Source organism: Curtobacterium sp. NPDC087082, from assembly GCF_044745045.1.
Lineage (GTDB): Bacteria > Actinomycetota > Actinomycetes > Actinomycetales > Microbacteriaceae > Curtobacterium.
This window is the reverse complement of sequence record NZ_JBIUZN010000006.1, coordinates 36,235-56,226: the sequence shown is the minus strand read 5'-3', so window position 1 is coordinate 56,226 and position 19,992 is coordinate 36,235. Positions and strand designations below refer to the sequence as shown.

Sequence of the window (19,992 nt, the reverse complement as noted above, 5' to 3'; positions counted from 1 at the left end):
GCTGGAATATCGCTGCGACTCTCCCAGTACACGTGTGAGGTCGTACGTGTGCCAGGTCGGACGTGGAATGATGGGGCGATGCCCGACCCGACGCCCCACGAGCCGTCGTTGGCCGAGCCGATCCTCCACCGGGCGGCCCGCATCGAGGACGCCGTCCAGGAGTTCCGCGAGCACCGGGCGCGCCGCCGGGGGCTGGTGCCGACCGTCATCCCGTACACCGGCTACGGCGCACCCGGGTGGGTCCGCGTCCTCTGCCGGGTCCTCCTCACGCGTCGGGGCCTCGCATCCGACGCCTCCTTCTACGGCGTGCGCGGCTGGCGGAGCTTCACGAGCGTCGCGGTCGACGACGCCGAGGTCACGATCACCGCCGGCGGGACCTCGCACGTGGTGCAGTCCGACCGCGGCGGCGTGGTCGACACCATCGTGCCGATCGACCTCGAGCCGGGCTGGCGCACCATCAAGCTGTCCGCCGGGGGCATGCGCGACGTCGAGGCCGACGTCTTCATCGTGCATCCGGACACACGGTTCGGGCTGCTGTCGGACATCGACGACACCGTCATGGTGACCTCGCTCCCCCGCCCGATGCTCGCGGCCTGGAACTCCTTCGTGCTCACGGAGCACGGGCGCCGGCCCGTCCCGGGGATGTCGGTGCTGTACGAACGCGTCCTCGCGCAGCACCCCGGTGCCCCGACGGTCTACCTCTCCACCGGCGCCTGGAACGTCGCGCCGACGCTGCAGCGCTTCCTCAGCCGGAACCTCTACCCCTCCGGCACCCTGCTGCTCACCGACTGGGGTCCCACGCACGACCGGTTCTTCCGCAGCGGCCAGCTCCACAAGCAGCAGAACCTCGAACGACTCGCCCAGGACTTCCCGCACGTGCAGTGGCTCCTCGTCGGCGACGACGGGCAGCACGACGAGTCCCTCTACGGCGAGTTCGCCCGGGCGCACCCCGAGAACGTCGCGGGCGTCGCCATCCGCCAGCTCTCCACGAGCGAGGCCGTCCTCGCCGGCGGGCGGTCCCGCGCCCAGGAACGCTCGCGCGAGTCCTCGGCGCCCTGGGTCTACGCCCCGGACGGCGCCGGCATGTGGTCCGAGCTGGCACGGGTCGGCATCACCCGTGCCGACCCGGACGACCCGGCCTGAGCCATCCCTCAGCAACCACCCCGGCCTCCCGAGGCGGCGGTGGTTGGATCGGCCCATGAGCCCGGCTGACACACCGACCAACCGCATCGAGGACCACGCGCTGATCGGCGACACCTACACCGCCGCGCTCGTCGGGCGCGACGGCACCGTCGACTGGGCGTGCCTGCCCCGCTTCGACAGCCCGTCGACCTTCGCCTCGATCCTCGGCACCGAGGACCACGGGCACTGGACCCTGCGCCCCACGGACCCGGACGCGACCGCGACCCGCCGGTACGACCACGACACGCTCGTGCTCGCGACCGTGTGGACGACGAGCACCGGCGTGGTCGAGGTCACCGAGTTCATGCCGATCGGTGCGCACCGGGCGACGATCGTCCGGCGGGTGCGGGGGCTCCGCGGCAGCGTGGAGCTCCGACAGACGCTGCGCATCCGGTTCGACTACGCCCTCGCACTGCCCTGGGTCCGGCAGATCGGCGGCGACGAGGACCCCGCACTGCTGGCCACGGCGGGACCCGGGTCCGTGATCGTCCGCGGCGTCCGCTTCCGCGCCGACGACCACCGGCACACCGCCACCACCGCCGTGCACGACGGCGACGTGCTCGACACCGTCCTCACCTGGTACCCGTCGCACCGCGAGCCGCCGGAGCCCCTCGACGTCGACGAGGCCCTGCACCGCACCGTGCGCTGGTGGCGGGACTGGATGGCCACCGCCCGGACCGAGGGCCGGTACGCCGAGGCGGCCCGCCGGTCGCTCCTCCTGCTCCGTGCGATGACCCACGCCGAGACCGGCGGTGTCGTGGCGGCCGCGACGACCAGCCTGCCCGAGGACCCCGGCGGCGAACGCAACTGGGACTACCGCTACGTCTGGCTCCGCGACGCCTCGCTCGCCCTCGCGTCCCTCATCGCGCACGGGTACCGCGACGAGGCGATGCACTGGCGCGGCTGGCTCCTCCGCGCGATCGCCGGCGACCCCGCCGACGTGCAGATCATGTACGGCATCGCCGGGGAGCGCGAACTCCCCGAACGCGAACTGCCGAACCTGCCCGGGTACGCGGGCTCCACGCCGGTCCGGATCGGCAACGGCGCCTACACGCAGTACCAGGGGGACGTCTTCGGCGAGGTCCTCGCCGCGCTCCACGACGCCCGCGAGCTCGGCGTCGAGGAGAACGCCGACTCGTGGGCACTCCAGCGCGCCCTGCTCGGGTACGTCGAGGAGCACTGGCAGGAGCCCGACAACGGCATCTGGGAGATGCGCGGGCCCCGTCGACACTTCACGCACTCGCGCGCGATGATCTGGGCGGCGTTCGACCGCGGCGTCGCAGCCGTCGAGGAGTTCGGCCTCGAGGGCCCCGTCGACCGCTGGCGGACCCTCCGCGCCGAGGTGCGCGCCGAGATCGAGGAGCACGGGTGGAACGCCGAGCGCGGCAGCTACCGCCAGCACTACGACACCGACGAGGTCGACGCCAGCCTGCTCGTCCTGCCGCAGATCGGCTACGTGAAGCCCGGTGACCCGCGGATGACCGGGACCGTCGCCGCGATCGAGCAGGACCTCCGGACCGGCGACGACGGCCTCGTGCTCCGGTACCGCACCTCGTCCGGCTTCGACGGGCTCTCCGGCAGCGAGCACCCGTTCCTCGCGTGCTCCTTCTGGCTCGTCGAGCAGTACGCCGCGTCCGGGCGCGTCGAGGACGCCGAGCGGCTGATGGACGTGCTCGTCGGCTACGCGAACGACGTCGGCATGCTCTCCGAGGAGATCGACGTCGCGACCGGCCACCACATCGGGAACACCCCGCAGGCGCTGTCGCACCTCACGCTCGTGTCCGCCGCGGACGCGATCGCGCGGGCGCGCGGCACGGCGGCCGGCCACCGGACGCGACTCGCCGTGCACGACGGCGGCACCCGGTCGTGGACCGGAGAGGGCGAGCGGGCCGGCACACCCGCCTGACGCGGTGGTCGTGACCGCAGACGGACGGGAGGCGCGGGGGCCCCGGGGCCCCCCCCCCCCCGCCCGCGGGCCCCCCCGGGGGGGGGGGGGGCGCGCACCCCGGGGCCCCCGGCCCGGCCAGCGGACACCCCACGCCACCCCCCCCCCCACCCCCCCCCGCCCCCCCCCCCCCCCACCGGGGGGGGGGGGGGGGGGGGGGGGGGGGGGGGGTGGGGGGGGGGCCCCGGGGGGCCCCGCCCGCCCCCCGGGGGGGGGGGGGGGGGCCCCCCCCCCCCCCCCGCCTCCTGGACGGGGTCCGGCTGGTCAGCCCTCGGAACGGCCCGACCGCCGGAGCGTCTGGTGCGGACTCTCGCCGAACCGCTGCCGGTACGAGGCCGCGAACCGGCCGAGGTGCGCGAAGCGCCAGCGCCGCGCGATGTCGCGGACCGTCACGACCCCGCCCCGGCGGGACGTGAGTTCGAGGTGCACGCGGTCGAGACGGACCTCGCGGAGGTAGCGCATCGGTGTCACGGCGAGGCGGCGGCGGAACAGGTCCTGCAGACCCCGTTCGCTGAGCTCCGCGCCGGCGGCGATGTCCGCGACCTCGAGGTCCTCGTCCGCGTGGTCGTGCACGAAGCGGATGGCGCGACGCAGCCGGTGCTCGACGTCGGAGCGGGACCGGGTGAACGTTGACAGCACGACCGTGGCCACCCGCCGGTTCAGCGCCGCCCGCTCGGTGGCGTCGAGGTCGGGGTCGAGGATGCGGTCGGTCACCTCGCGCAGCAGGGTCAGCAGGGGTTCGACGCCGGGGTCGGCGGCGTCCGGTTGCACGAACTCGGACGGCTCCTCGGCGTCGCCGAGCATCGCGGGCGCGACGTGCAGGAGCGTCATCGCGGTCGCGTCGGTGTCGAACGCGTACGCGACGGGTGCCGACAGCATCATCGGTCGTCCGGGCCCGACGTCCCACTCGCTGCCGTCGTCGGCGGTCAGCGTCGCCCGGCCGTTGGCGAGCACGAAGACGACGTGGTCGGGGCGGGGGCCGATCGTGCCTGCCTGCGGCCCACCGGTGCGGATCTTCCGGAGGGAGACGTGCTCGTCGCCGCCGGAGCGGTAGTCGAACGGCTGGTCGGAGGACGTCACGAGAGCCTCCGTTCGACGATCCGCGCGCCGGGTCCGGCGGGCCACCGAACGCTACCGTGACCGTCCGGCGCACGCGAGACCCCCGTCCGCGTCGCGCAACGGGTCGGCCGTTCGCCGTCGATCACGGGTCCGGGACCGCGTCCCAGACGTCGCCGTGCCGCGACAGCACCGCCCACCGCGACACCGGCCACGTCGTGACGAACGCCCGACCGACGACGTCCGACACCGGGACGGTCCCGTGCGCACGGGAGTCGGCGGAGTCGTACCGGTTGTCGCCCATCACCCACAGCCGGCCCTTCGGCACGGTCACCGAGAAGTCGGTCAGCGCGACCCGGTCGGAGCCGGGCTGCAGCACGACGTACGACTCGTCGACCGCGTGACCGTTCACCGACAGGCGCCCCTGCGCGTCGCAGCACGACACGGTGTCGCCGGGCAGGCCGATCACCCGCTTGATGAGGTCGTTCCCCTGCCCGGGCCCGAGCCAGCCGCCCGGGTCCTCGAAGACGACGACGTCGCCGCGTCGGAGCGGCACCACTCCGGGGACGAGTTCGTTGACGAGCACCCGGTCGCCGACCAGGAGCGTGTTCGCCATCGACAGCGAGGGGATGAAGAACGACCGGACGAGGTACGACTTCACCAGGAAGGACGCCAGGAGCGCGACGACCACGATGATCGCGAGGTCACGGAGGAACTTCCAGCGGGCACGCCTGCGGGGCTCGGGGACGGCTTCGTCGCTCAATGCGTCAGCACCACCTTGACGACACCGATGACGAACGCGACGGCGGCGAGCACGATGCCACCCCAGAGCCCGAGGAACGTCGGCCGCTTGCCGCTGAACCGCTGCATGAACACACCGACCATGCCGATGCGGACCACGAGGATCACGAGCGCGGCCGTCTGCGCCCACGACGCGGGCAGCCAGCCGATCCACGCGACGGCGTACAGCACCGCGGGGATGAGGCCGGACGTGGCGATCGGGTTCGCGTTGCGGACGATGGTGACCACGGACTCGCGACGGACGTCGTCGGACGCGTCGTCGTCCCCGAGCCCGTGCGCGACCAGGTGCGACAGCACGTGCGCGAGGTACGTGAGCACCGCGGTGCCGAGGACCGCCCACACCGCCGAGCCGTGGTGGATCGCGGCGGGGTCCACGGCGATCGCGGCGGCGAGCACGGTGATGTTGCCGTAGACGTACGACGACATCCGGTCGCGCATCTGCTCGATCGGCAGGTCGCGGCGGTCCGGACGGCCACCACCGCGGCCGTCCGCTCGGTCCGGCAGTCGTCGTGTGCGTGGCATCCCTCCATCTTGGCCCGGCCCGGGGCCGCGCAGCCGACAGGACACCGAGTGCGATGGCACGCGCCGTGCTCGCGATGGCACACGCCACGTGTGCGATGGCAGACGTCACGCCAATTTGGTTGACGCGTCAACCAAATGGGCGCACACTGGTCGCATGACCACGCAGGACCTCCTCGCCGCCGACACCTCGATGGGCGCCGTGACGCTCCGGGTCGCCGACCTCGACCGCATGATCGCCTACTACCGCGACGGCGTGCGGCTGTCCCTCCTGTCGAACGAGGGCGGTGTGGCGGTGCTCGGGCGGGGCACGACCCCGATCGTCATCCTCGAGCACGCGCCGTCGATGCAGCACGCCGGGCCGCACGACGCCGGCCTGTTCCACACCGCGATCCTGTTCGACACGAAGGCCGACCTGGCCGCCGCGCTCTACTCCGTCGCGACCCGGTACCCGCAGACCTTCACGGGCAGCGCCGACCACCTCGTCAGCAACGCCTTCTACTTCACCGACCCCGAGGGCAACGGCGTCGAGCTCTACTGGGACCGCGACCGCACCGAGTGGTCGTGGACGCACGGCATGGTCGACATGGCCACCATCTCCGTCGACCCGAACGCCTTCCTGCAGGAGCACCTCACGCAGGACGCCCTCGACGGCGCAGCAGCACGCCCCGGACGTGTCGGCCACGTGCACCTGTCGGTCGGGGACGTCGCCACCGCCAAGGAGTTCTACGTCGACCGGCTCGGCTTCGCGACCACGGCCGGTTGGGGTGAGGCACTGTTCGTCAGCGCTGGCGGCTACCACCACCACATGGCGATGAACACGTGGAACTCGCGCGGTGCCGGACGCCGCCAGCTCGCGCTCGGACTCGGTCTCGTCCGGATCGAGGTCCCCGGCGCGGACGACCTCGGCGCCCTGGTCGAGCGGATGCACGACTCCGGGGTGCGGTCGGCGGACGACGGTCGGACGGTCGCCTTCGAGGACCCGTGGGCGAACCGGATCGAGGTCACGGCACCGGGTCGCGGCTGACCACCCGCACCGTTACGGGCGGTCTCCGGCAGGATGGACCCGTGACTGAGGACATCCGGTGGGAGGTGGTCGAGGAGAGCACGCTGTCGCTCCCCGACCACGAGGCGATCGCAGCGCTCCTGGGGCAGGCGTTCCCCGACTGGTCGCACTGGTACGTGGGCGGCCGCAGCTGGGCGGGCATGCAGCCCGAGCGGCGCGTGCTCGCCCGTGACGCCGACGACGTCGTCCTCGCCCACGTCGGGATCCGCCGGATGTTCATCACCGTCGGCGGCCGGGACGTGCTCGTCGGCGACACCGGCCTCGTCGCGGTGTCGCCACGACTGCAGGGCACCGGCAAGGGCCGCGACCTGATGGAGCGTGCGCACGCCGTGCTCGAGGGGCTGGCGGTGCCGTACGGGTTCCTCGGCGCCGGTGAGAACCGGGTGCCGTTCTACGCGAACCTCGGCTGGCACGTGTTCGACGACGTCGTCGCGGACTACACGGCGTTCACGGCCGAGGGCGCCGGGCTGCCGATGACCGACCAAGGCGGCTGGATGGTGCTCCCCGTCGCCGAGCGGCTCGAGGACTGGCCGGCCGGCCCGATCTGGCTGAACGGCCAGCAGGTCTAGGACGGGACGACAGACGGGAGGGGGGGGGGGGGGGGGGGCCCCCCCCCCCCCCCCCCCGGGGGGGGGGGGGGGGGGGCCCCCCCCCCCCCCCCCGCACCGGGGGGGGGGGGGGGCCCGCGCGCGCGCCCGCCCCCCCCCCCCCCCCCCCCCGCGGGGGGGGGGGGGGGGGGGGGGGGGCCCCCGCCCCGGGGGCGCCGGCCCGGCGGGGGGGCGCCCCCGGGGGGGGGGGCGGCCCCCCCCCCCCCCCCCCCCCCCCCGCCTCCTGGCACGCGTCGCGGACCTAGCCCCGGCGGCGGCGACCCTCGACGACGGGCGTCGCGGTGGTCTGCACCTTCGACCCCGAGTAGATGTGCTCGACGTCGGCGGCGAAGTCCTTCAGGACGACCGCACGCTTGATCGTCAGCTTCGGCGTGAGGTGCCCCGACGCCTCGGTGAGGTCGGTGTCGAGCACCGTGAACGACCGGACCGACTCGGCACGTGACACGCGCTGGTTGGCGGCGTCGATCGCCTCCTGCACGGCCTGGTGGACCCGCTCGTCGTAGGCGGCCTCGTGCGCGGTGAGCGCCGGGGTGATCCCGCGCGTCTCGCACCAGCCGGCGAGCATGTCCCGGTCGAGCGTGACGAGGGCGGCGACGAAGGGCTTGCCCTCGCCGACGACGACGACCTGTCCGATGAGCGGGTGCTCGCGGATGCCGTCCTCGAGCGGTGCCGGTGCGACGTTCTTGCCGCTGGCGGTGACGATGAGCTCCTTGGCGCGGCCGGTCACGGTGAGGACGCCGTCGGTGTCGAGCCGGCCGAGGTCGCCGGTCCGGAACCAGCCGTCGACGAGGGCCTTCGCGGTGGCCTCGTCGTTCCGCCAGTAGCGGTCGAAGACGTCGACGCCGCGGATGAGGATCTCGTCGTCCTCGGCGATCCGGATCTCGACGCCCGGGAGCGCGCGGCCGACACTGCCGATCCGGAGCTCCCCGGCTCGGTTCACGGTCGCGGGAGCGGTCGTCTCGGTGAGGCCGTACCCCTCGAGGATGAGCACCCCGATCGACCGGAAGAAGTGCGACAGCCGCGGGGAGAGCGGTGCCGAGCCGCTCACGGCGTAGCGGACGCGGCCGCCCATCGCGTCGCGGAGCTTGGTGTAGACGAGCCGGTCGAAGAGCTTGAACCGGAGGGCGAGTCCGAGCGGGACCTTCCCGCTCGCGAGGGCCTCGGAGTGCGCGACCGCGGTCTTCGCTGCGGCGCGGAAGATCCGCCCCTTGCCGCCGAGGTCGGCCTTCTGCTCGGCGGAGTTGTAGATCTTCTCGAACACGCGCGGGACGGCGAGCAGGAACGACGGCTTGAACGTCGACACCGCGTGCATGAGGTCCTTCGTGTCCGGCTCGTGGCCGACGAGGACGCCCGCGGAGACGGACATCACCGCGATGAACCGGGCGAAGACGTGGGCCATCGGGATGAACAGCAGCGTCGAGGCGTCGTCGGCGACGACCTCGGGCATCGCCTCCGACGCGCCCTCCACGGTCGCGGTGAAGTTGTCGTGCCGGAGCACGCAGCCCTTCGGCCGGCCCGTCGTCCCCGAGGTGTAGATGATCGTGGCGTCGTCGTGGCCGTGCACGTCGACGGTGCGGGCGTCGAGCTCGGCGTCGGTGACGTCCTCGCCGAGGCGGACGAGGTCGTCGAGCCCGCCGCCGTCGATCGTCCAGTGCTGGCCGAGGTGCGGCAGGTCCGGTGCGATCGACGCGACACGGCGGGCGTGCTCCTCCTGCTCGACGACGATCGCGACGGCCTCGGAGTCGGAGAGGATCCAGCGCACCTGGTCGGGGGAGCTGGTCTCGTAGACCGGGATCGAGACGAGGCCGGCGGTCCACACGGCGAAGTCGACGAGCGTCCACTCGAGGCGGGTGCGCGACAGGATCGCCACGTGCGCGCCGGGCTCGAGGCCTGCGGCGACGAAGCCCTTCGCGATCCCGCGGACCCGACGTTCGACGTCGGCCGCGCTGATCGGGGTCCAGGTGTCGCCGCGGCGCTCGGCGAGGATCGGACGGTCCGGTGTCGCCCGCGCCCGCTCGGAGAGCAGTCGGGCAGCCGAGCCGTGGTCGGGTGCGGTGATCGGTGTTGGGTGCCGCTGATCGTTCACGGTGACTCCCTTGTCGGCCGGTTCGATTCGAGTGCGCCTCATCGTCGAGGCGACACCGCCAGCATAGGGCGCGGTGTCGAGCGTTCCGTGTGGACGCAGGGAACCGGTAGGCTCGTTCCTCGTGCACGCCATCGGAATCGACATCGGGGGCACCAAGATCGCGGGAGCGGTCGTCACGGAGCTGGGCGAGATCGTCGCCGAGGACCGGGTGGCCACCAACGCTGCGGACCCGGACGCCATGCTCGACGACGTGGTCGCGATGGTCTCGCGACTGCGCGCCGCGAACGAGGTCAGCGCGGTGGGCGTCGCCGCGCCGGGCTTCATCGACGCCTCGCAGTCGATCGTCTACTACACGCCGAACATCCGGTGGCGGAACGAGCCGCTGCGCCAGAAGCTGCAGCAGCGCATCGGTGACCTGCACATCACCGTCGACAACGACGCCAACGCGGCGGGCTGGGCGGAGTTCCGCTTCGGTGCCGGACGGCTCGTGTCCGACATGACCATGCTCACGATCGGAACCGGCGTCGGCGGTGCGATCGTCACCGAGGACCGCCTCTTCCGCGGGGGCTTCGGCACCGGTGGCGAGATCGGCCACCTCCGGATCGTGCCGAACGGCCTCCCGTGCGGCTGCGGCGCCCGCGGCTGCATCGAGCAGTACGGCTCCGGTCGTGCCCTGCAGCGCATGGCGAACGACGTCGCGGACGCCGGCGGCATCGGTTCCGCCCTCGCCGACGCCCGTGCGGCCAACGGCGGGGAGCTCGACGGGCACATCGTCGGCGACCTGATCCTGGCCGACGACCCGGGTGCCCTCGCGGCCCTGCGGCGACTCGGTCGGCACCTCGGCGAGGCCTGCGCCTCGCTGTCCGCCGTGCTCGACCCGCAGCTCTTCGTCTTCGGCGGCGGCGTTGCGAGCGCGGGGGACCGGCTGCTCGACCCGATCAAGCAGGCCTACCTCAACAACCTGCCGGCCCGGGGCTACCACCCGGAGCCGGACTTCGTGATCGCCGAGCTCGTCAACGACGCCGGTGTCGTCGGCGCGGCCGACCTCGCTCGGATCCACGCCCGCACGGCGTAGGGTCGCACCACCCCACCGTCTCGGAGTCGACGATGACCTACTGGCTGCTGAAGAACTTCCTGCTCGGGCCGCTCATCCTCACGCTCTTCCGGCCCTGGGTCGTCGGCCGTGAGCACGTCCCCGCGAAGGGACCGGTGATCTTCGCGTCCAACCACATCTCGTTCATCGACTCGGTGATCCTGCCGGCCGTGCTCGACCGCCGGCTGTCGTTCCTGGCGAAGAGCGACTACTTCACGGGTCGCGGGCTCAAGGGCTGGGCGACGAAGACGTTCTTCAACGCCATCGGCCAGCTGCCCATCGACCGCTCCGGCGGCAAGGCGTCCGAGGCGTCGCTCCGGACCGGCCTGCAGGTCCTCGCCCGGGGTGAGCAGCTCGGCATCTACCCCGAGGGCACCCGCAGCCCGGACGGCAAGCTCTACCGGGGCCGCACCGGCATCGCCCGCATGATCCTCGAGGGGCGCGTCACCGTCGTCCCCGTCGCCATGGTCGGCACGCGCGAGGTGCAGCAGATCGGGCAGCGCTTCCCGAAGTTCAAGCGCGTGGGCGTCGTCTTCGGCAAGCCCCTCGACTTCTCCCGCTTCGAGGGCTTCGAGACCGACCGCTTCATCCTCCGCAGCGTCACCGACGAGGTCATGCACGAGCTCGCCGGGCTGAGCCGCCAGGAGTACGTCGACGTGTACGCGACGAGTGTCAAGGAGCGTGCGAGCACGGCGCGCGAGCAGGTCCTCCGCGGCAAGGTCACGCGGAATGGGCGGGGCACCTCGGCACGTTAGGATTCGATGGTTCCGGCATCCGCCCGGACGGCCATCCCTTCGAGAGGTACCACCCTTGTTCGAGTCGACCGACTTCGTCGCCCTGCAGGATCCGGACGTGATCGAGGGCCTCGACTATTGGCGGACGCTCCCGATCAAGCAGCAGCCCACGTGGCCGGACGCCAGCGCGGCCGAGGCCGCCTCGGCCGAGATCGCCACGCTGCCCCCGCTCGTCTTCGCGGGCGAGGTCGACAAGCTGCGTGAACGGCTCGCGTCGGCGGCCCAGGGCAAGGCGTTCCTGCTGCAGGGCGGCGACTGCGCCGAGACCTTCGCCGGTGCCACGGCGGACTCGATCCGCGACCGTGTGAAGACCATCCTCCAGATGGCCGTCGTGCTCACCTACGGTGCGTCGATGCCCGTCATCAAGATGGGCCGCATGGCCGGGCAGTTCGCCAAGCCGCGCTCGAGCGACTTCGAGACCCGCGGCGACGTCACGCTGCCCGCCTACCGCGGCGACATCGTGAACGGCTACGACTTCACCCCGGAGAGCCGCCAGGCCGACCCCCGACGCCTCGTGCAGGGCTACCACACCGCTGCGTCGACCCTGAACCTCGTCCGTGCCTTCACGCAGGGCGGGTTCGCCGACCTGCGCCAGGTGCACTCGTGGAACAAGGGCTTCGCGTCGAACCCGGCGAACGCCCGGTACGAGCACCTCGCGAAGGAGATCGACCGCGCGATCCGCTTCATGGACGCCTGCGGGGCCGACTTCGACGAGCTGAAGCACGTCGAGTTCTACGCCTCGCACGAGGGGCTGCTCATGGACTACGAGCGCCCGATGACCCGGATCGACTCGCGGTCCGGGCTCGCCTACGACACCTCCGGACACTTCATCTGGATCGGTGAGCGCACCCGCGACCTGGACGGCGCCCACGTGGACTTCCTGTCCCGCGTGCGGAACCCGATCGGCGTCAAGCTCGGCCCGACGACCTCGGTCGACGACATGAAGGCCCTGGTCGACAAGCTCGACCCGAACCGCGAGCCGGGGCGCCTGACGTTCATCACCCGCATGGGCGCCGGCAAGATCCGCGACGAGCTGCCGAAGCTGCTCGAGGCGATCAAGGGCATGGACGCCAACCCGCTGTGGGTGACGGACCCGATGCACGGCAACGGCCTGACGACGCCGACCGGGTACAAGACCCGCCGGTTCGACGACGTCGTGGACGAGGTCCTCGGCTTCTTCGAGGCCCACCGCGAGGTCGGCACGTACCCGGGCGGCATGCACGTCGAGCTCACCGGTGACGACGTCACGGAGTGCCTGGGTGGCTCGGAGCAGATCGACGAGGCCACCCTCGCGACCCGCTACGAGTCCCTGTGCGACCCGCGGCTGAACCACATGCAGTCGCTCGAGCTGGCGTTCCTGGTCGCCGAGGAGCTCGGCGCCCACCCGCACGTGCGCGCGTAGCGCGTAGCGCGTAGGGCGCCAGCGATTCGCGAGAGCGACAGGGTCCTGCGGAGTCTCCGCGGGACCCTGTCGCTTCGGCGGCACGGGCTGCGTCGCGATGCGCACGTCTGTCGCTTTCGCGCCGTGGTCGCCATGACCGTGGGACGGGAGGCGTGGTGCCAGCCCGCACCGCGCCTCCCGTCCGCGCGCGCTCGTGACACCGTCGTGCGGGCCGAGTCTCGCAGCGCCGCCGACGGCCGCGGCGTGCGAAAGCGACAGGGTCCTGCGGGGTCTCCGCGGGACCCTGTCGCCTCGGCGGCACGGGCCGCGTCGCGATGCGCGCGTCTGTCGCTTTCGCGCCGTGGTCGCCACAAGCGGCGGACGGGAGGCGCGGTGCCAGCCCGCACCGCGCCTCCCGTCCGTCACGCGCTTGCGGCCGGGGCCGAGACTCGGCCCGGCGGACAGTTCGGGCCGCGCGAGGGCGCGGAACTGTCCGCGGGGCCGAGACTCGCCGCCGCGCGGTTCGCCTACTGCTTGTAGGCGAGCGTGATCGTGTCGCCGCGGTGCACCGTCGTGCCGGCCGCCGGGTCCGTGGACTCGACGGGGAGCGAGGCCTTCCAGTCGTAGAAGCCGCACAGGATGTTCGTGCAGTCCGGCACCGAGACCTTGAGCCCGAGCGCGTCGAGCGTCGAGGTGGCGTCGTTGATCGTCTTCCCGTGCACATCGGGCAGCGTGATGGGCGCCCGACCCTTGGACACGACGACGTCGATCGCGGAGCCGCGCACGACGGGGTCGTCCTGGGCCTTCGCAGACATGATCTGCCCCTCGGGCACGTCGTCGCTGAACTGGCCGTCCTGCGAGCCGAGCGTGAGCCCCACCGTGTCGAGCGTCGCCGTGGCGTCGCTCACGGACTTGCCGACCACGTCCGGGACCGCGCCGAGGGAGACCGTGAGCGTCACCGGGCCGCGTTCACCGTAGGTCTCGACCGTCGAGAGGTCGATCGTCTGGCCGTCGGTGCCGAGACCCGTCGCGGCGATGACGGTGTCCTTCGGGGCGTCGGCGGAGAACTGGTACTGGTCGTCCTGCAGTTGGAAGTCATCGTCGAGCGCCGCGGTGACGGTGGAGAGCGGCTGCCCGACGATGGCCGGCAGGGAGATCATCTTCGGCCCGTTCGACACGACGATCTGCACCGAGGTGCCCTTGCGGACCTCGCGCTCGGCGGCGGGCTTGGTCGTGGAGACCTGGCCCTTCGCGACGACGGCATCGAAGCGGGTCGCGGTCGACGACGCCGTGTGGAGGCCCTGCGCCTCGAGGAGCTGTCGTGCCTGCGAGACGGACTTGCCGGTGACCTCGGGGATGCGGACGTTGCCCCACGGTCCGGGTCCGAGCGCCCAGCCGATCGAGCCGCCGATCGCCATGAGCACGAGGACGACGACGAGGATGATCCACCCGCGCTTGCGACGCTTGGTCGACTTGTCGGCGAGCCGCTGTCCGGCGGGGGAGAGGGCTCCTGGCTGCGACCCGGTCCGGCGGGGACCCGGCGCGTTCCGGCCACCGCGGCCGCCGGCTTGCTGGGCCGACGAACGCTGGGCCGGTTCGAGGATGGTGGTGGCGTCGCCCGAGTCCGCCGAGGTCGGCGTCGCGGACCCGGCGGGGATTATCGCGGTCGCGTTCTCGGGCCGCAGCACGGCGGTGCGGTACTGACCGGTGGCACGCTGCTGGTCGCCCGACATGTGGTCGAGCATCTCGCGGGCGTCGCGCGGCCGGTCGTCCGGGTTGCGGGCGGTGGACCATGCGACGAGGTCGTCGAGCTCCGGCGGGACCCCGGCGACGGCGGCGCTCGGCGCGGGGACCGAGTCGTTGGCGTGCTGGTAGGCGATCTGCATCGGCTGCTCGCCCTTGTAGGGCTGCTCGCCGGTGAGCATCTCGTAGAGCATGATGCCGAGCGCGTAGATGTCGCTGCGGGAGTCGGCGGCGCCGCGCGTCACGAGCTCGGGGGAGAGGTACGCGATCGTCCCGAGCAGGGCCGCCCCGGTCGCGGTGTTCGCCGTGGTCGCACGGGCGAGACCGAAGTCGCCGAGCTTGATGCGGCCGTCGTCGGCGAGCAGGACGTTCTCGGGCTTGAGGTCGCGGTGGACGATGCCGGCGCGGTGGGCCGAGGCGAGCCCGGCGAGGACGGCCCGGAGGATGTCGGTCGCCTGCTCGGGCGTCAGCGCGTGGTGTTCCTGCAGGAGGTCGCGGAGCGTGATGCCCGGGATGTACTCCATGACGATGTACGCCGTGTCGTCCTCGGCGCCCTGGTCGTACACGCCGACGAGGTTCGGGTGGGAGAGCCGGGCGGCGGACCGGGCCTCTTGGATGAAGCGCTCCCGGAAGGCCTGGTCGTCCGCCAGGTGGCCGTGCATGATCTTGATCGCGACGCGCCGCTCGAGCCGCACGTCGGTCGCCAGGTACACGGTCGCCATGCCGCCGCGCGCGATGCGGGAGCGTACGCGGTACCGGTGATCGATCATGCGACCGATCATCGGATCCGTGGCGGCGTTGGTGGTCATCGGCGGCATTCTACGAATCGGGACTGCACGGACCCGCACTGACGCTCCGGTCGTGACCGAATCTCGATCTTGCGGATGACTCGGTTCCGCCGAGCGGCCAGGCGTGCGAGCGCGCGCGACGGCCCGGCGGACGGGCGTGCGAGCGCGCGCGACGGCCCGGCGGCCAGGCTCAGAGCGACGCCAGCAGGCTCTGCGCGGTCTTCTCCCACTGCGCGTACGCCTTCGGGTACGCCGACACCTGCACGGCCTGCGCCGCGGTCGTGACGTTCATCGACGACCACCCGGCGATGTCGAGCAGCCCGCGGGTGTGCCCGGGGTTGCCCGTGAAGAACCGCTTCGCCGCCGTCGCCGGGTCCTGGAGGGCCGCAGCGGACCCCCAACCCTGGCTCGGCCGCTGCTGGAACAGCCCGACCGAGTCGCGGTCCCCGTGGGAGAGGTTGCGCAGGCTCGACTCCTGCATCGCCGCGGCGAGGGCGATGACGATCCCGTGGTCGGACACCCCGAGGGAACGGCCGACCGCCACGATCGTCGCCGCGTTGCCCCGCTGCTCGGCGGAGAGCGACGGGCCCGACGACGGCAGGACGAGCGTCTTGCCGGCGTAGATCGTGCTCGTGTAGGTGAGTCCGTTCGCCGAGAGGAGCGCCGAGACCGTCACGCCGTGCGAGGCCGCGATCGAGGCGATGGTGTCACCCGTCCCGATCTTCACGCTGCCGGCCCGGGCCGACGACACACTGCCGGAGGTGGAGGCCGGAGCGGACGTGACCGCCGCCACCGGCGCTGCCGTCGCACCCGCGGTCGGCACCCGCAGCGTCTGCCCGGGGTAGATCACCGAGCGCTGGGAGAGCTTGTTCGCGCTGAGGAGCGCCGTGGTCGACACACCGACGCGCGAGGCGATGCCGGACACCGTGTCGCCCTGCTTGACGTGGTAGCTGCCCGTGGCCGAGGTCGTCGCCGACGCCGTGCTGACCGCCGGTGTCGAGGAGAGGTGCAGCGTCTGCCCGGGGTGGATGATCGTGTTCCAGCCGAGGCCGTTGCGCACGAGGACCTCCTGCGCGGACAGGCCGTAGCGGGCGGCGATGCCCGACACGGTGTCGCCCTGACGGACGGTGTAGTTCGTGGGCACAGCCGTGGCGGGCGCCTTCGTCGAGACGGCGGCGACCGTGGTCACGGTGGCCTGCGACGGACGGGCGACCGCGGTCTCGAAGACCGGTCGATCGGTCACCGTGCGGTCCTCGTCGACGTGCCGCTTGTTGCGGTTGTCGTCGTCGTGGCGCGGTTCGGCGTGGGCGACCGGGCCGGTGAGTCCGGCGGTCACCGCGATCGTCCCCGCGAGGACGATGGGCATGGTCGCGAACCGGGCGGATCGTGCGCGCCGGGCGTCTTCGTCTGCAGCGTTGTCCACGGTGTCTCCTGTTCGAGCGGTGAGCCGTTGCACGTGCGTGCGCACTCACAGGTGTTCCCACGCTGGCATGGCGTGATTCCCAAGTCAACCAGAGAGTCGGATGTTGCGTGTGTGACGAATGTGACGAACGAGTCGGTGTGACGCCCCGTCGCACTCTGGCAACATGGGGCCTGTGAGTGCTGCACCCATCGACGACACGACCCTTTCCGAGCGATGGCTGACCGTCCCCGACCTGGTGGACCTGCTCGGGGTGAGCCCCGGACGCGTCCACCGGCTCTTCGAGCAGAAGACGCTGCTGGCCGCGCGCATCGACGGTGTCCTGCGTGTGCCGAGCGAGTTCCTCGACGACACCGAGCCCCTGCCGGAACTCCGCGGGACGCTCATCGTCCTGTCCGACAACGGCTTCACCGACGACGAGGCCGTCCGCTGGATGCTCTCCGTCGACGACGCGATGGGCACCTCGCCGATCGCCGCGCTGCGCGCCGGCCGCAAGGCCGAGGTGCGTCGCGTCGCCCAGTCGCTGCTCTAGCGGTTCCCACGTCGGGTCCAGGAGGCGCGGTGCCAGCCGGCACCGTGCCTCCTGGCATGCAGGTGGGGGCGTCTACGCGGAGCGGCGGCTGACCGTGTCGGCAAGCGCGACGAGCTGTTCGCGCGCCGACGGCGTCAGCGGTGCCGCCTCGATGGCGGCCTTCGCGCGCTGCACGTGCCGCTCGATGGACCGCTCGACGGCGGCGACCGCACCGGACTCGGTGAGCGTCGCGCGGAGCATCTGGACCTGCGCCTCGTCGAGGTCCGGGTCGCCCAGGAGCTCGTCGAGCAACTGCCGCGGACCACTCGGCAACGCCTTGCGGGCCGAGGCGATGAGGACGGTGCGCTTGCCCTCGCGCAGGTCGTCGCCGGCGGGCTTGCCGGTGACCTCGGGGTCGCCGAAGACGCCGAGCATGTCATCGCGGAGCTGGTAGGCGACGCCGAGGGGGAGGCCGAACGCCCGGAGCCCCTCGAGCTGCGCGTCCGATGCCCCGGCCACGAGGGCACCGATCACGAGCGGGGCCTCGATCGAGTACTTCGCGGACTTGAAGACGATGACGCGCTGGGCACGGACGAGGTGCTCGTCCTCGTCGATGGTCGGCCAGGCGGTCTCCTCGTGCACGTCGAGGTACTGCCCCGCCGTGACGTCGAGGCGCATGGTGTGGAACTCCTGGCGGACGATGCGGCCCCGCGCGGGGTCGAGCAGGGCGAGCCCCTCGTCGAAGACCGAGTCGCTCAGGGAGAGCAGGAGGTCGCCGAGCAGCAGGGCCGAGTTCGTGCCGTAGAGCGCCCGGTCGCCGACCCAGCCCGACTCCTCGTGCAGGGACTCGAACCGGCGGTGCGCTGCCGGACGCCCGCGACGGGTGTCCGAGCGGTCCATGATGTCGTCGTGGACGAGCGCCGCGGCGTGGAAGATCTCGAGCGCGGCCGCGACCGTGACGATCGCCTCGGCCGTGGTCTGCCGGGACCCCTCGCCGAGCGGGTCGAACGAGCCCGACCGCCCCGCGACGGACTGCCAGCCCCAGTAGCAGAACAGTGCCCGGAACCGCTTGCCCCCGGCGAGCAGATCCCGCGCGTACTGGTCGAACGGAGCCAGGTCCGGACTGATCGCGGCGAGCCGTTCCCGTTGGTCGTCCAGCGCCCGATCGATCCGCGCCGACACGAGGTCCACTAATCGCGTACTCTCAGCCACACTCCCTACCCTAGTGGAGCGGTCGAGTCGTAGACTCGGTCCACCTCAACCACGCGTCGATCCCAGGAACAGAGGGAACAAAGATGCCACTCTCGGAGCAAGAGCAGCGCCTCCTCGAAGAGATGGAGCGCAGCCTCTACCAGAATGACTCCGACTTCGTCGCGCGTGTCACGCGTCGCCAGGGTCGTCCGACGTACACGTCGATCACGCTCGGGGTGCTTGGAGCACTCGCCGGCGTCGCCATCGTCATCGTCGGGTTGGTCATGCGCCAGCCGCTCATCGGGATCCTCGGCTTCGTCGTGATGCTGGCCGGAGTCCTCTTCGCGCTGCGTCCCGGCATGCGAGCCCCCAAGGCGAAGGCGCCTCGGGCCGGCAAGCCGTCGACGGGCGGAGCCTCGCGGCCGAGTCAGGGCGGCGGCGGGTCCTTCATGGACCGGATGAACGACCGCTGGGACAAGCGGAACGACAACCAGGGCTAGCGGCCCTCCACACTCCTCCACGGGGTCGGTCCTTCGGGGCCGGCCCCGTTTCGTGCGTCCGGCGGCGGGTGGGGGTGCGCCGGGGCGGGCAGGCGCCGCGCCGACTGTGCGGAACACGCCGCGACCCGTTCGGCGACCGGGCGAAATCGGTCCCGCTCGAGCCGGCGCGGCGGCCGACTGTGCCCGCTCGGCGAATGGGCGAAATGGGTCCCGCTCGAGGCTGCGCGGCGGCCGATCCCGCCCGCTCGGGGGTCCGCGCGCGGCGGGTCGTGACCGCTCGGCGACCGGGCGAAATACGTCCCGCTCGAGCCCGCGCGGCGGCCGATCGTGCCCGCTCGGTGGTCCGCGCGCGGCAGATCGTGCCCGCTCGCGGGAGACCGCGCGTGCCATCGGACGGGAGGCGCGGGTCGGCGCCGCACCGCGCCTCCCGTCCCGCAGGTGCCCGCTGAACGGGCGCAACACGCCGCCGGCCAGTCGCCGAGCGGGCGCGAAACGTCCCGCTCGGCGCCGCCGAGCGACCGATTCCGCCCGCTCGGCGACCGGCACGAGCCGCGAGGGCGAGCGGCACGAGCGGCACGGGCCGCGGGAGCCGCCGCCGCGCCGCGCGAGCGCGCCCCGGAGCTGTGGAAGTCCTCCACTTCCCTCCACGCGCTCCACATCCCTCCACCGGGTCCTCGATCCCCGCGGATTCGGGCCTCTCTGCGCTCGAGCGCACCAGAACTGAGCCTCCATCGACCCCAAAACAGGGCACGACGGCGATTTCGGGAATGATTTCCGCGCCATGGGGAGGGGAGTGGAGTAAAGTGGGGGATACAACGGTCCGGTGGAGCGGAGGGGAGGCCCGACGTGCTGCTCGGTACCCATGCCCCGAAGCTCGACGAGAAGGGTCGCGTGATCCTCCCCGCCAAGTTCCGGGACGAACTGTCCGGGGGCCTCGTGATGACCCGCGGCCAGGAGCGCTGCGTCGTCGTCTTCAGCGCGGACACGTTCGAGCAACTGCACGAGCGCATCCGCACCGCACCGATGACCTCGAAGCGCACCCGGGACTACATGCGCCTGTTCCTCTCCGGAGCGAGCGCGGAACAGCCCGACAAGCAGAACCGCGTCACCATCCCGCAGAACCTCCGCGAGTACGCGGGGCTCGAGCGGGACCTGACGGTCATCGGCTCCGGTGACCGTGCCGAGATCTGGTCGACCCCCGCGTGGGAGGCCTACTACGCAGAAGTCGAAGAGGGCTTCGCCGACAACGACGAGGAGGTGATCCCGGGGATCTTCTGATCCGTGGATCGGGACTCCCAGCCGTGCATC

General features: G+C 72.3%; 17 protein-coding genes. 10 read left to right on the top strand and 7 right to left on the bottom strand.

Annotated features, from left to right (window positions below; all coding sequences use genetic code 11):
• The first annotated feature begins 78 nt into the window (after positions 1 to 78).
• Positions 79 to 1,143, top strand: coding sequence for an App1 family protein (locus tag ACIPEP_RS16085; protein ID WP_071294809.1), 1,065 nt, complete (start codon positions 79 to 81; stop codon positions 1,141 to 1,143).
• 55 nt (positions 1,144 to 1,198) lie between these two features.
• Positions 1,199 to 3,088 carry a glycoside hydrolase family 15 protein gene (locus tag ACIPEP_RS16080; RefSeq protein ID WP_402717817.1) on the top strand — a complete coding sequence of 630 codons (1,890 nt, stop codon included), beginning with the start codon at positions 1,199 to 1,201 and terminating at the stop codon, positions 3,086 to 3,088.
• A gap of 303 nt (positions 3,089 to 3,391) precedes the next feature.
• Here ACIPEP_RS16080 and ACIPEP_RS16075 read toward each other — a convergent pair whose 3' ends face one another.
• The 3 genes from ACIPEP_RS16075 to ACIPEP_RS16065 all read right to left on the bottom strand — a co-directional run bounded on the left by ACIPEP_RS16075 (position 3,392) and on the right by ACIPEP_RS16065 (position 5,506).
• Positions 3,392 to 4,207, bottom strand: a complete 816-nt coding sequence (locus ACIPEP_RS16075) for an AraC family transcriptional regulator (protein WP_070417011.1) — start codon at positions 4,205 to 4,207, stop codon at positions 3,392 to 3,394.
• 121 nt (positions 4,208 to 4,328) lie between these two features.
• A complete protein-coding gene (gene lepB / locus ACIPEP_RS16070) occupies positions 4,329 to 4,946 on the bottom strand; it encodes a signal peptidase I (protein WP_402717816.1) in 618 nt (205 codons plus the stop codon).
• Positions 4,943 to 5,506 carry a hypothetical protein gene (locus ACIPEP_RS16065; RefSeq protein WP_229085410.1) on the bottom strand — a complete coding sequence of 188 codons (564 nt, stop codon included), beginning with the start codon at positions 5,504 to 5,506 and terminating at the stop codon, positions 4,943 to 4,945. Before ACIPEP_RS16065 ends, lepB begins: the two co-directional genes overlap by 4 nt.
• A gap of 154 nt (positions 5,507 to 5,660) precedes the next feature.
• On the opposite strand from ACIPEP_RS16065, the gene ACIPEP_RS16060 reads away from it, so the two are divergent.
• Together ACIPEP_RS16060 and ACIPEP_RS16055 are read left to right on the top strand one after the other, a co-directional pair.
• Positions 5,661 to 6,530, top strand: a complete 870-nt coding sequence (locus ACIPEP_RS16060) for a VOC family protein (protein WP_402717815.1) — start codon at positions 5,661 to 5,663, stop codon at positions 6,528 to 6,530.
• 41 nt (positions 6,531 to 6,571) lie between these two features.
• Positions 6,572 to 7,138, top strand: a complete 567-nt coding sequence (locus tag ACIPEP_RS16055; RefSeq protein ID WP_071303490.1) for a GNAT family N-acetyltransferase — start codon at positions 6,572 to 6,574, stop codon at positions 7,136 to 7,138.
• A gap of 280 nt (positions 7,139 to 7,418) precedes the next feature.
• Here the strand turns inward: ACIPEP_RS16055 and ACIPEP_RS16050 are convergent, their stop codons facing one another.
• Positions 7,419 to 9,263 carry an AMP-dependent synthetase/ligase gene (locus ACIPEP_RS16050; protein ID WP_402717814.1) on the bottom strand — a complete coding sequence of 615 codons (1,845 nt, stop codon included), beginning with the start codon at positions 9,261 to 9,263 and terminating at the stop codon, positions 7,419 to 7,421.
• A gap of 121 nt (positions 9,264 to 9,384) precedes the next feature.
• On the opposite strand from ACIPEP_RS16050, the gene ACIPEP_RS16045 reads away from it, so the two are divergent.
• The 3 genes from ACIPEP_RS16045 (at position 9,385) to ACIPEP_RS16035 (ending at position 12,552) form a co-directional block, all read left to right on the top strand.
• Positions 9,385 to 10,338, top strand: a complete 954-nt coding sequence (locus tag ACIPEP_RS16045; RefSeq protein WP_070418641.1) for an ROK family glucokinase — start codon at positions 9,385 to 9,387, stop codon at positions 10,336 to 10,338.
• Positions 10,339 to 10,370: 32 nt separating this feature from the next.
• Positions 10,371 to 11,111: a 1-acyl-sn-glycerol-3-phosphate acyltransferase gene (locus ACIPEP_RS16040; RefSeq protein ID WP_070418642.1), complete on the top strand. Its 741-nt coding sequence runs from the start codon at positions 10,371 to 10,373 to the stop codon at positions 11,109 to 11,111.
• Between the two features lie 97 nt (positions 11,112 to 11,208).
• Positions 11,209 to 12,552 (top strand): class II 3-deoxy-7-phosphoheptulonate synthase, encoded by a 1,344-nt coding sequence (locus tag ACIPEP_RS16035; protein WP_092387865.1) that lies wholly within the window; start codon positions 11,209 to 11,211, stop codon positions 12,550 to 12,552.
• Positions 12,553 to 13,058: 506 nt separating this feature from the next.
• Here the strand turns inward: ACIPEP_RS16035 and pknB are convergent.
• Complete coding sequence (gene pknB, locus ACIPEP_RS16030; RefSeq protein ID WP_402717813.1) at positions 13,059 to 15,083, bottom strand: Stk1 family PASTA domain-containing Ser/Thr kinase; 2,025 nt, start codon at positions 15,081 to 15,083, stop codon at positions 13,059 to 13,061.
• A 169-nt stretch (positions 15,084 to 15,252) separates the two neighbouring features.
• Entirely contained in the window at positions 15,253 to 16,485 is a 1,233-nt protein-coding gene (locus tag ACIPEP_RS16025; RefSeq protein WP_402717812.1) for a LysM peptidoglycan-binding domain-containing protein, read from the bottom strand.
• A gap of 172 nt (positions 16,486 to 16,657) precedes the next feature.
• Between ACIPEP_RS16025 and ACIPEP_RS16020 the strand changes: the two genes are divergently transcribed.
• A complete protein-coding gene (locus ACIPEP_RS16020) occupies positions 16,658 to 17,014 on the top strand; it encodes an Rv2175c family DNA-binding protein (protein ID WP_254789630.1) in 357 nt (118 codons plus the stop codon).
• Positions 17,015 to 17,086: 72 nt separating this feature from the next.
• Here the strand turns inward: ACIPEP_RS16020 and ACIPEP_RS16015 are convergent, their stop codons facing one another.
• Entirely contained in the window at positions 17,087 to 18,205 is a 1,119-nt protein-coding gene (locus ACIPEP_RS16015) for a polyprenyl synthetase family protein (RefSeq protein ID WP_402717811.1), read from the bottom strand.
• Between the two features lie 83 nt (positions 18,206 to 18,288).
• Between ACIPEP_RS16015 and ACIPEP_RS16010 the strand changes: the two genes are divergently transcribed.
• Together ACIPEP_RS16010 and mraZ are read left to right on the top strand one after the other, a co-directional pair.
• Complete coding sequence (locus ACIPEP_RS16010; RefSeq protein ID WP_070418646.1) at positions 18,289 to 18,684, top strand: DUF3040 domain-containing protein; 396 nt, start codon at positions 18,289 to 18,291, stop codon at positions 18,682 to 18,684.
• A gap of 846 nt (positions 18,685 to 19,530) precedes the next feature.
• Positions 19,531 to 19,962, top strand: coding sequence for a division/cell wall cluster transcriptional repressor MraZ (mraZ, locus tag ACIPEP_RS16005; protein WP_022906684.1), 432 nt, complete (start codon positions 19,531 to 19,533; stop codon positions 19,960 to 19,962).
• Positions 19,963 to 19,992 lie beyond the last annotated feature (30 nt).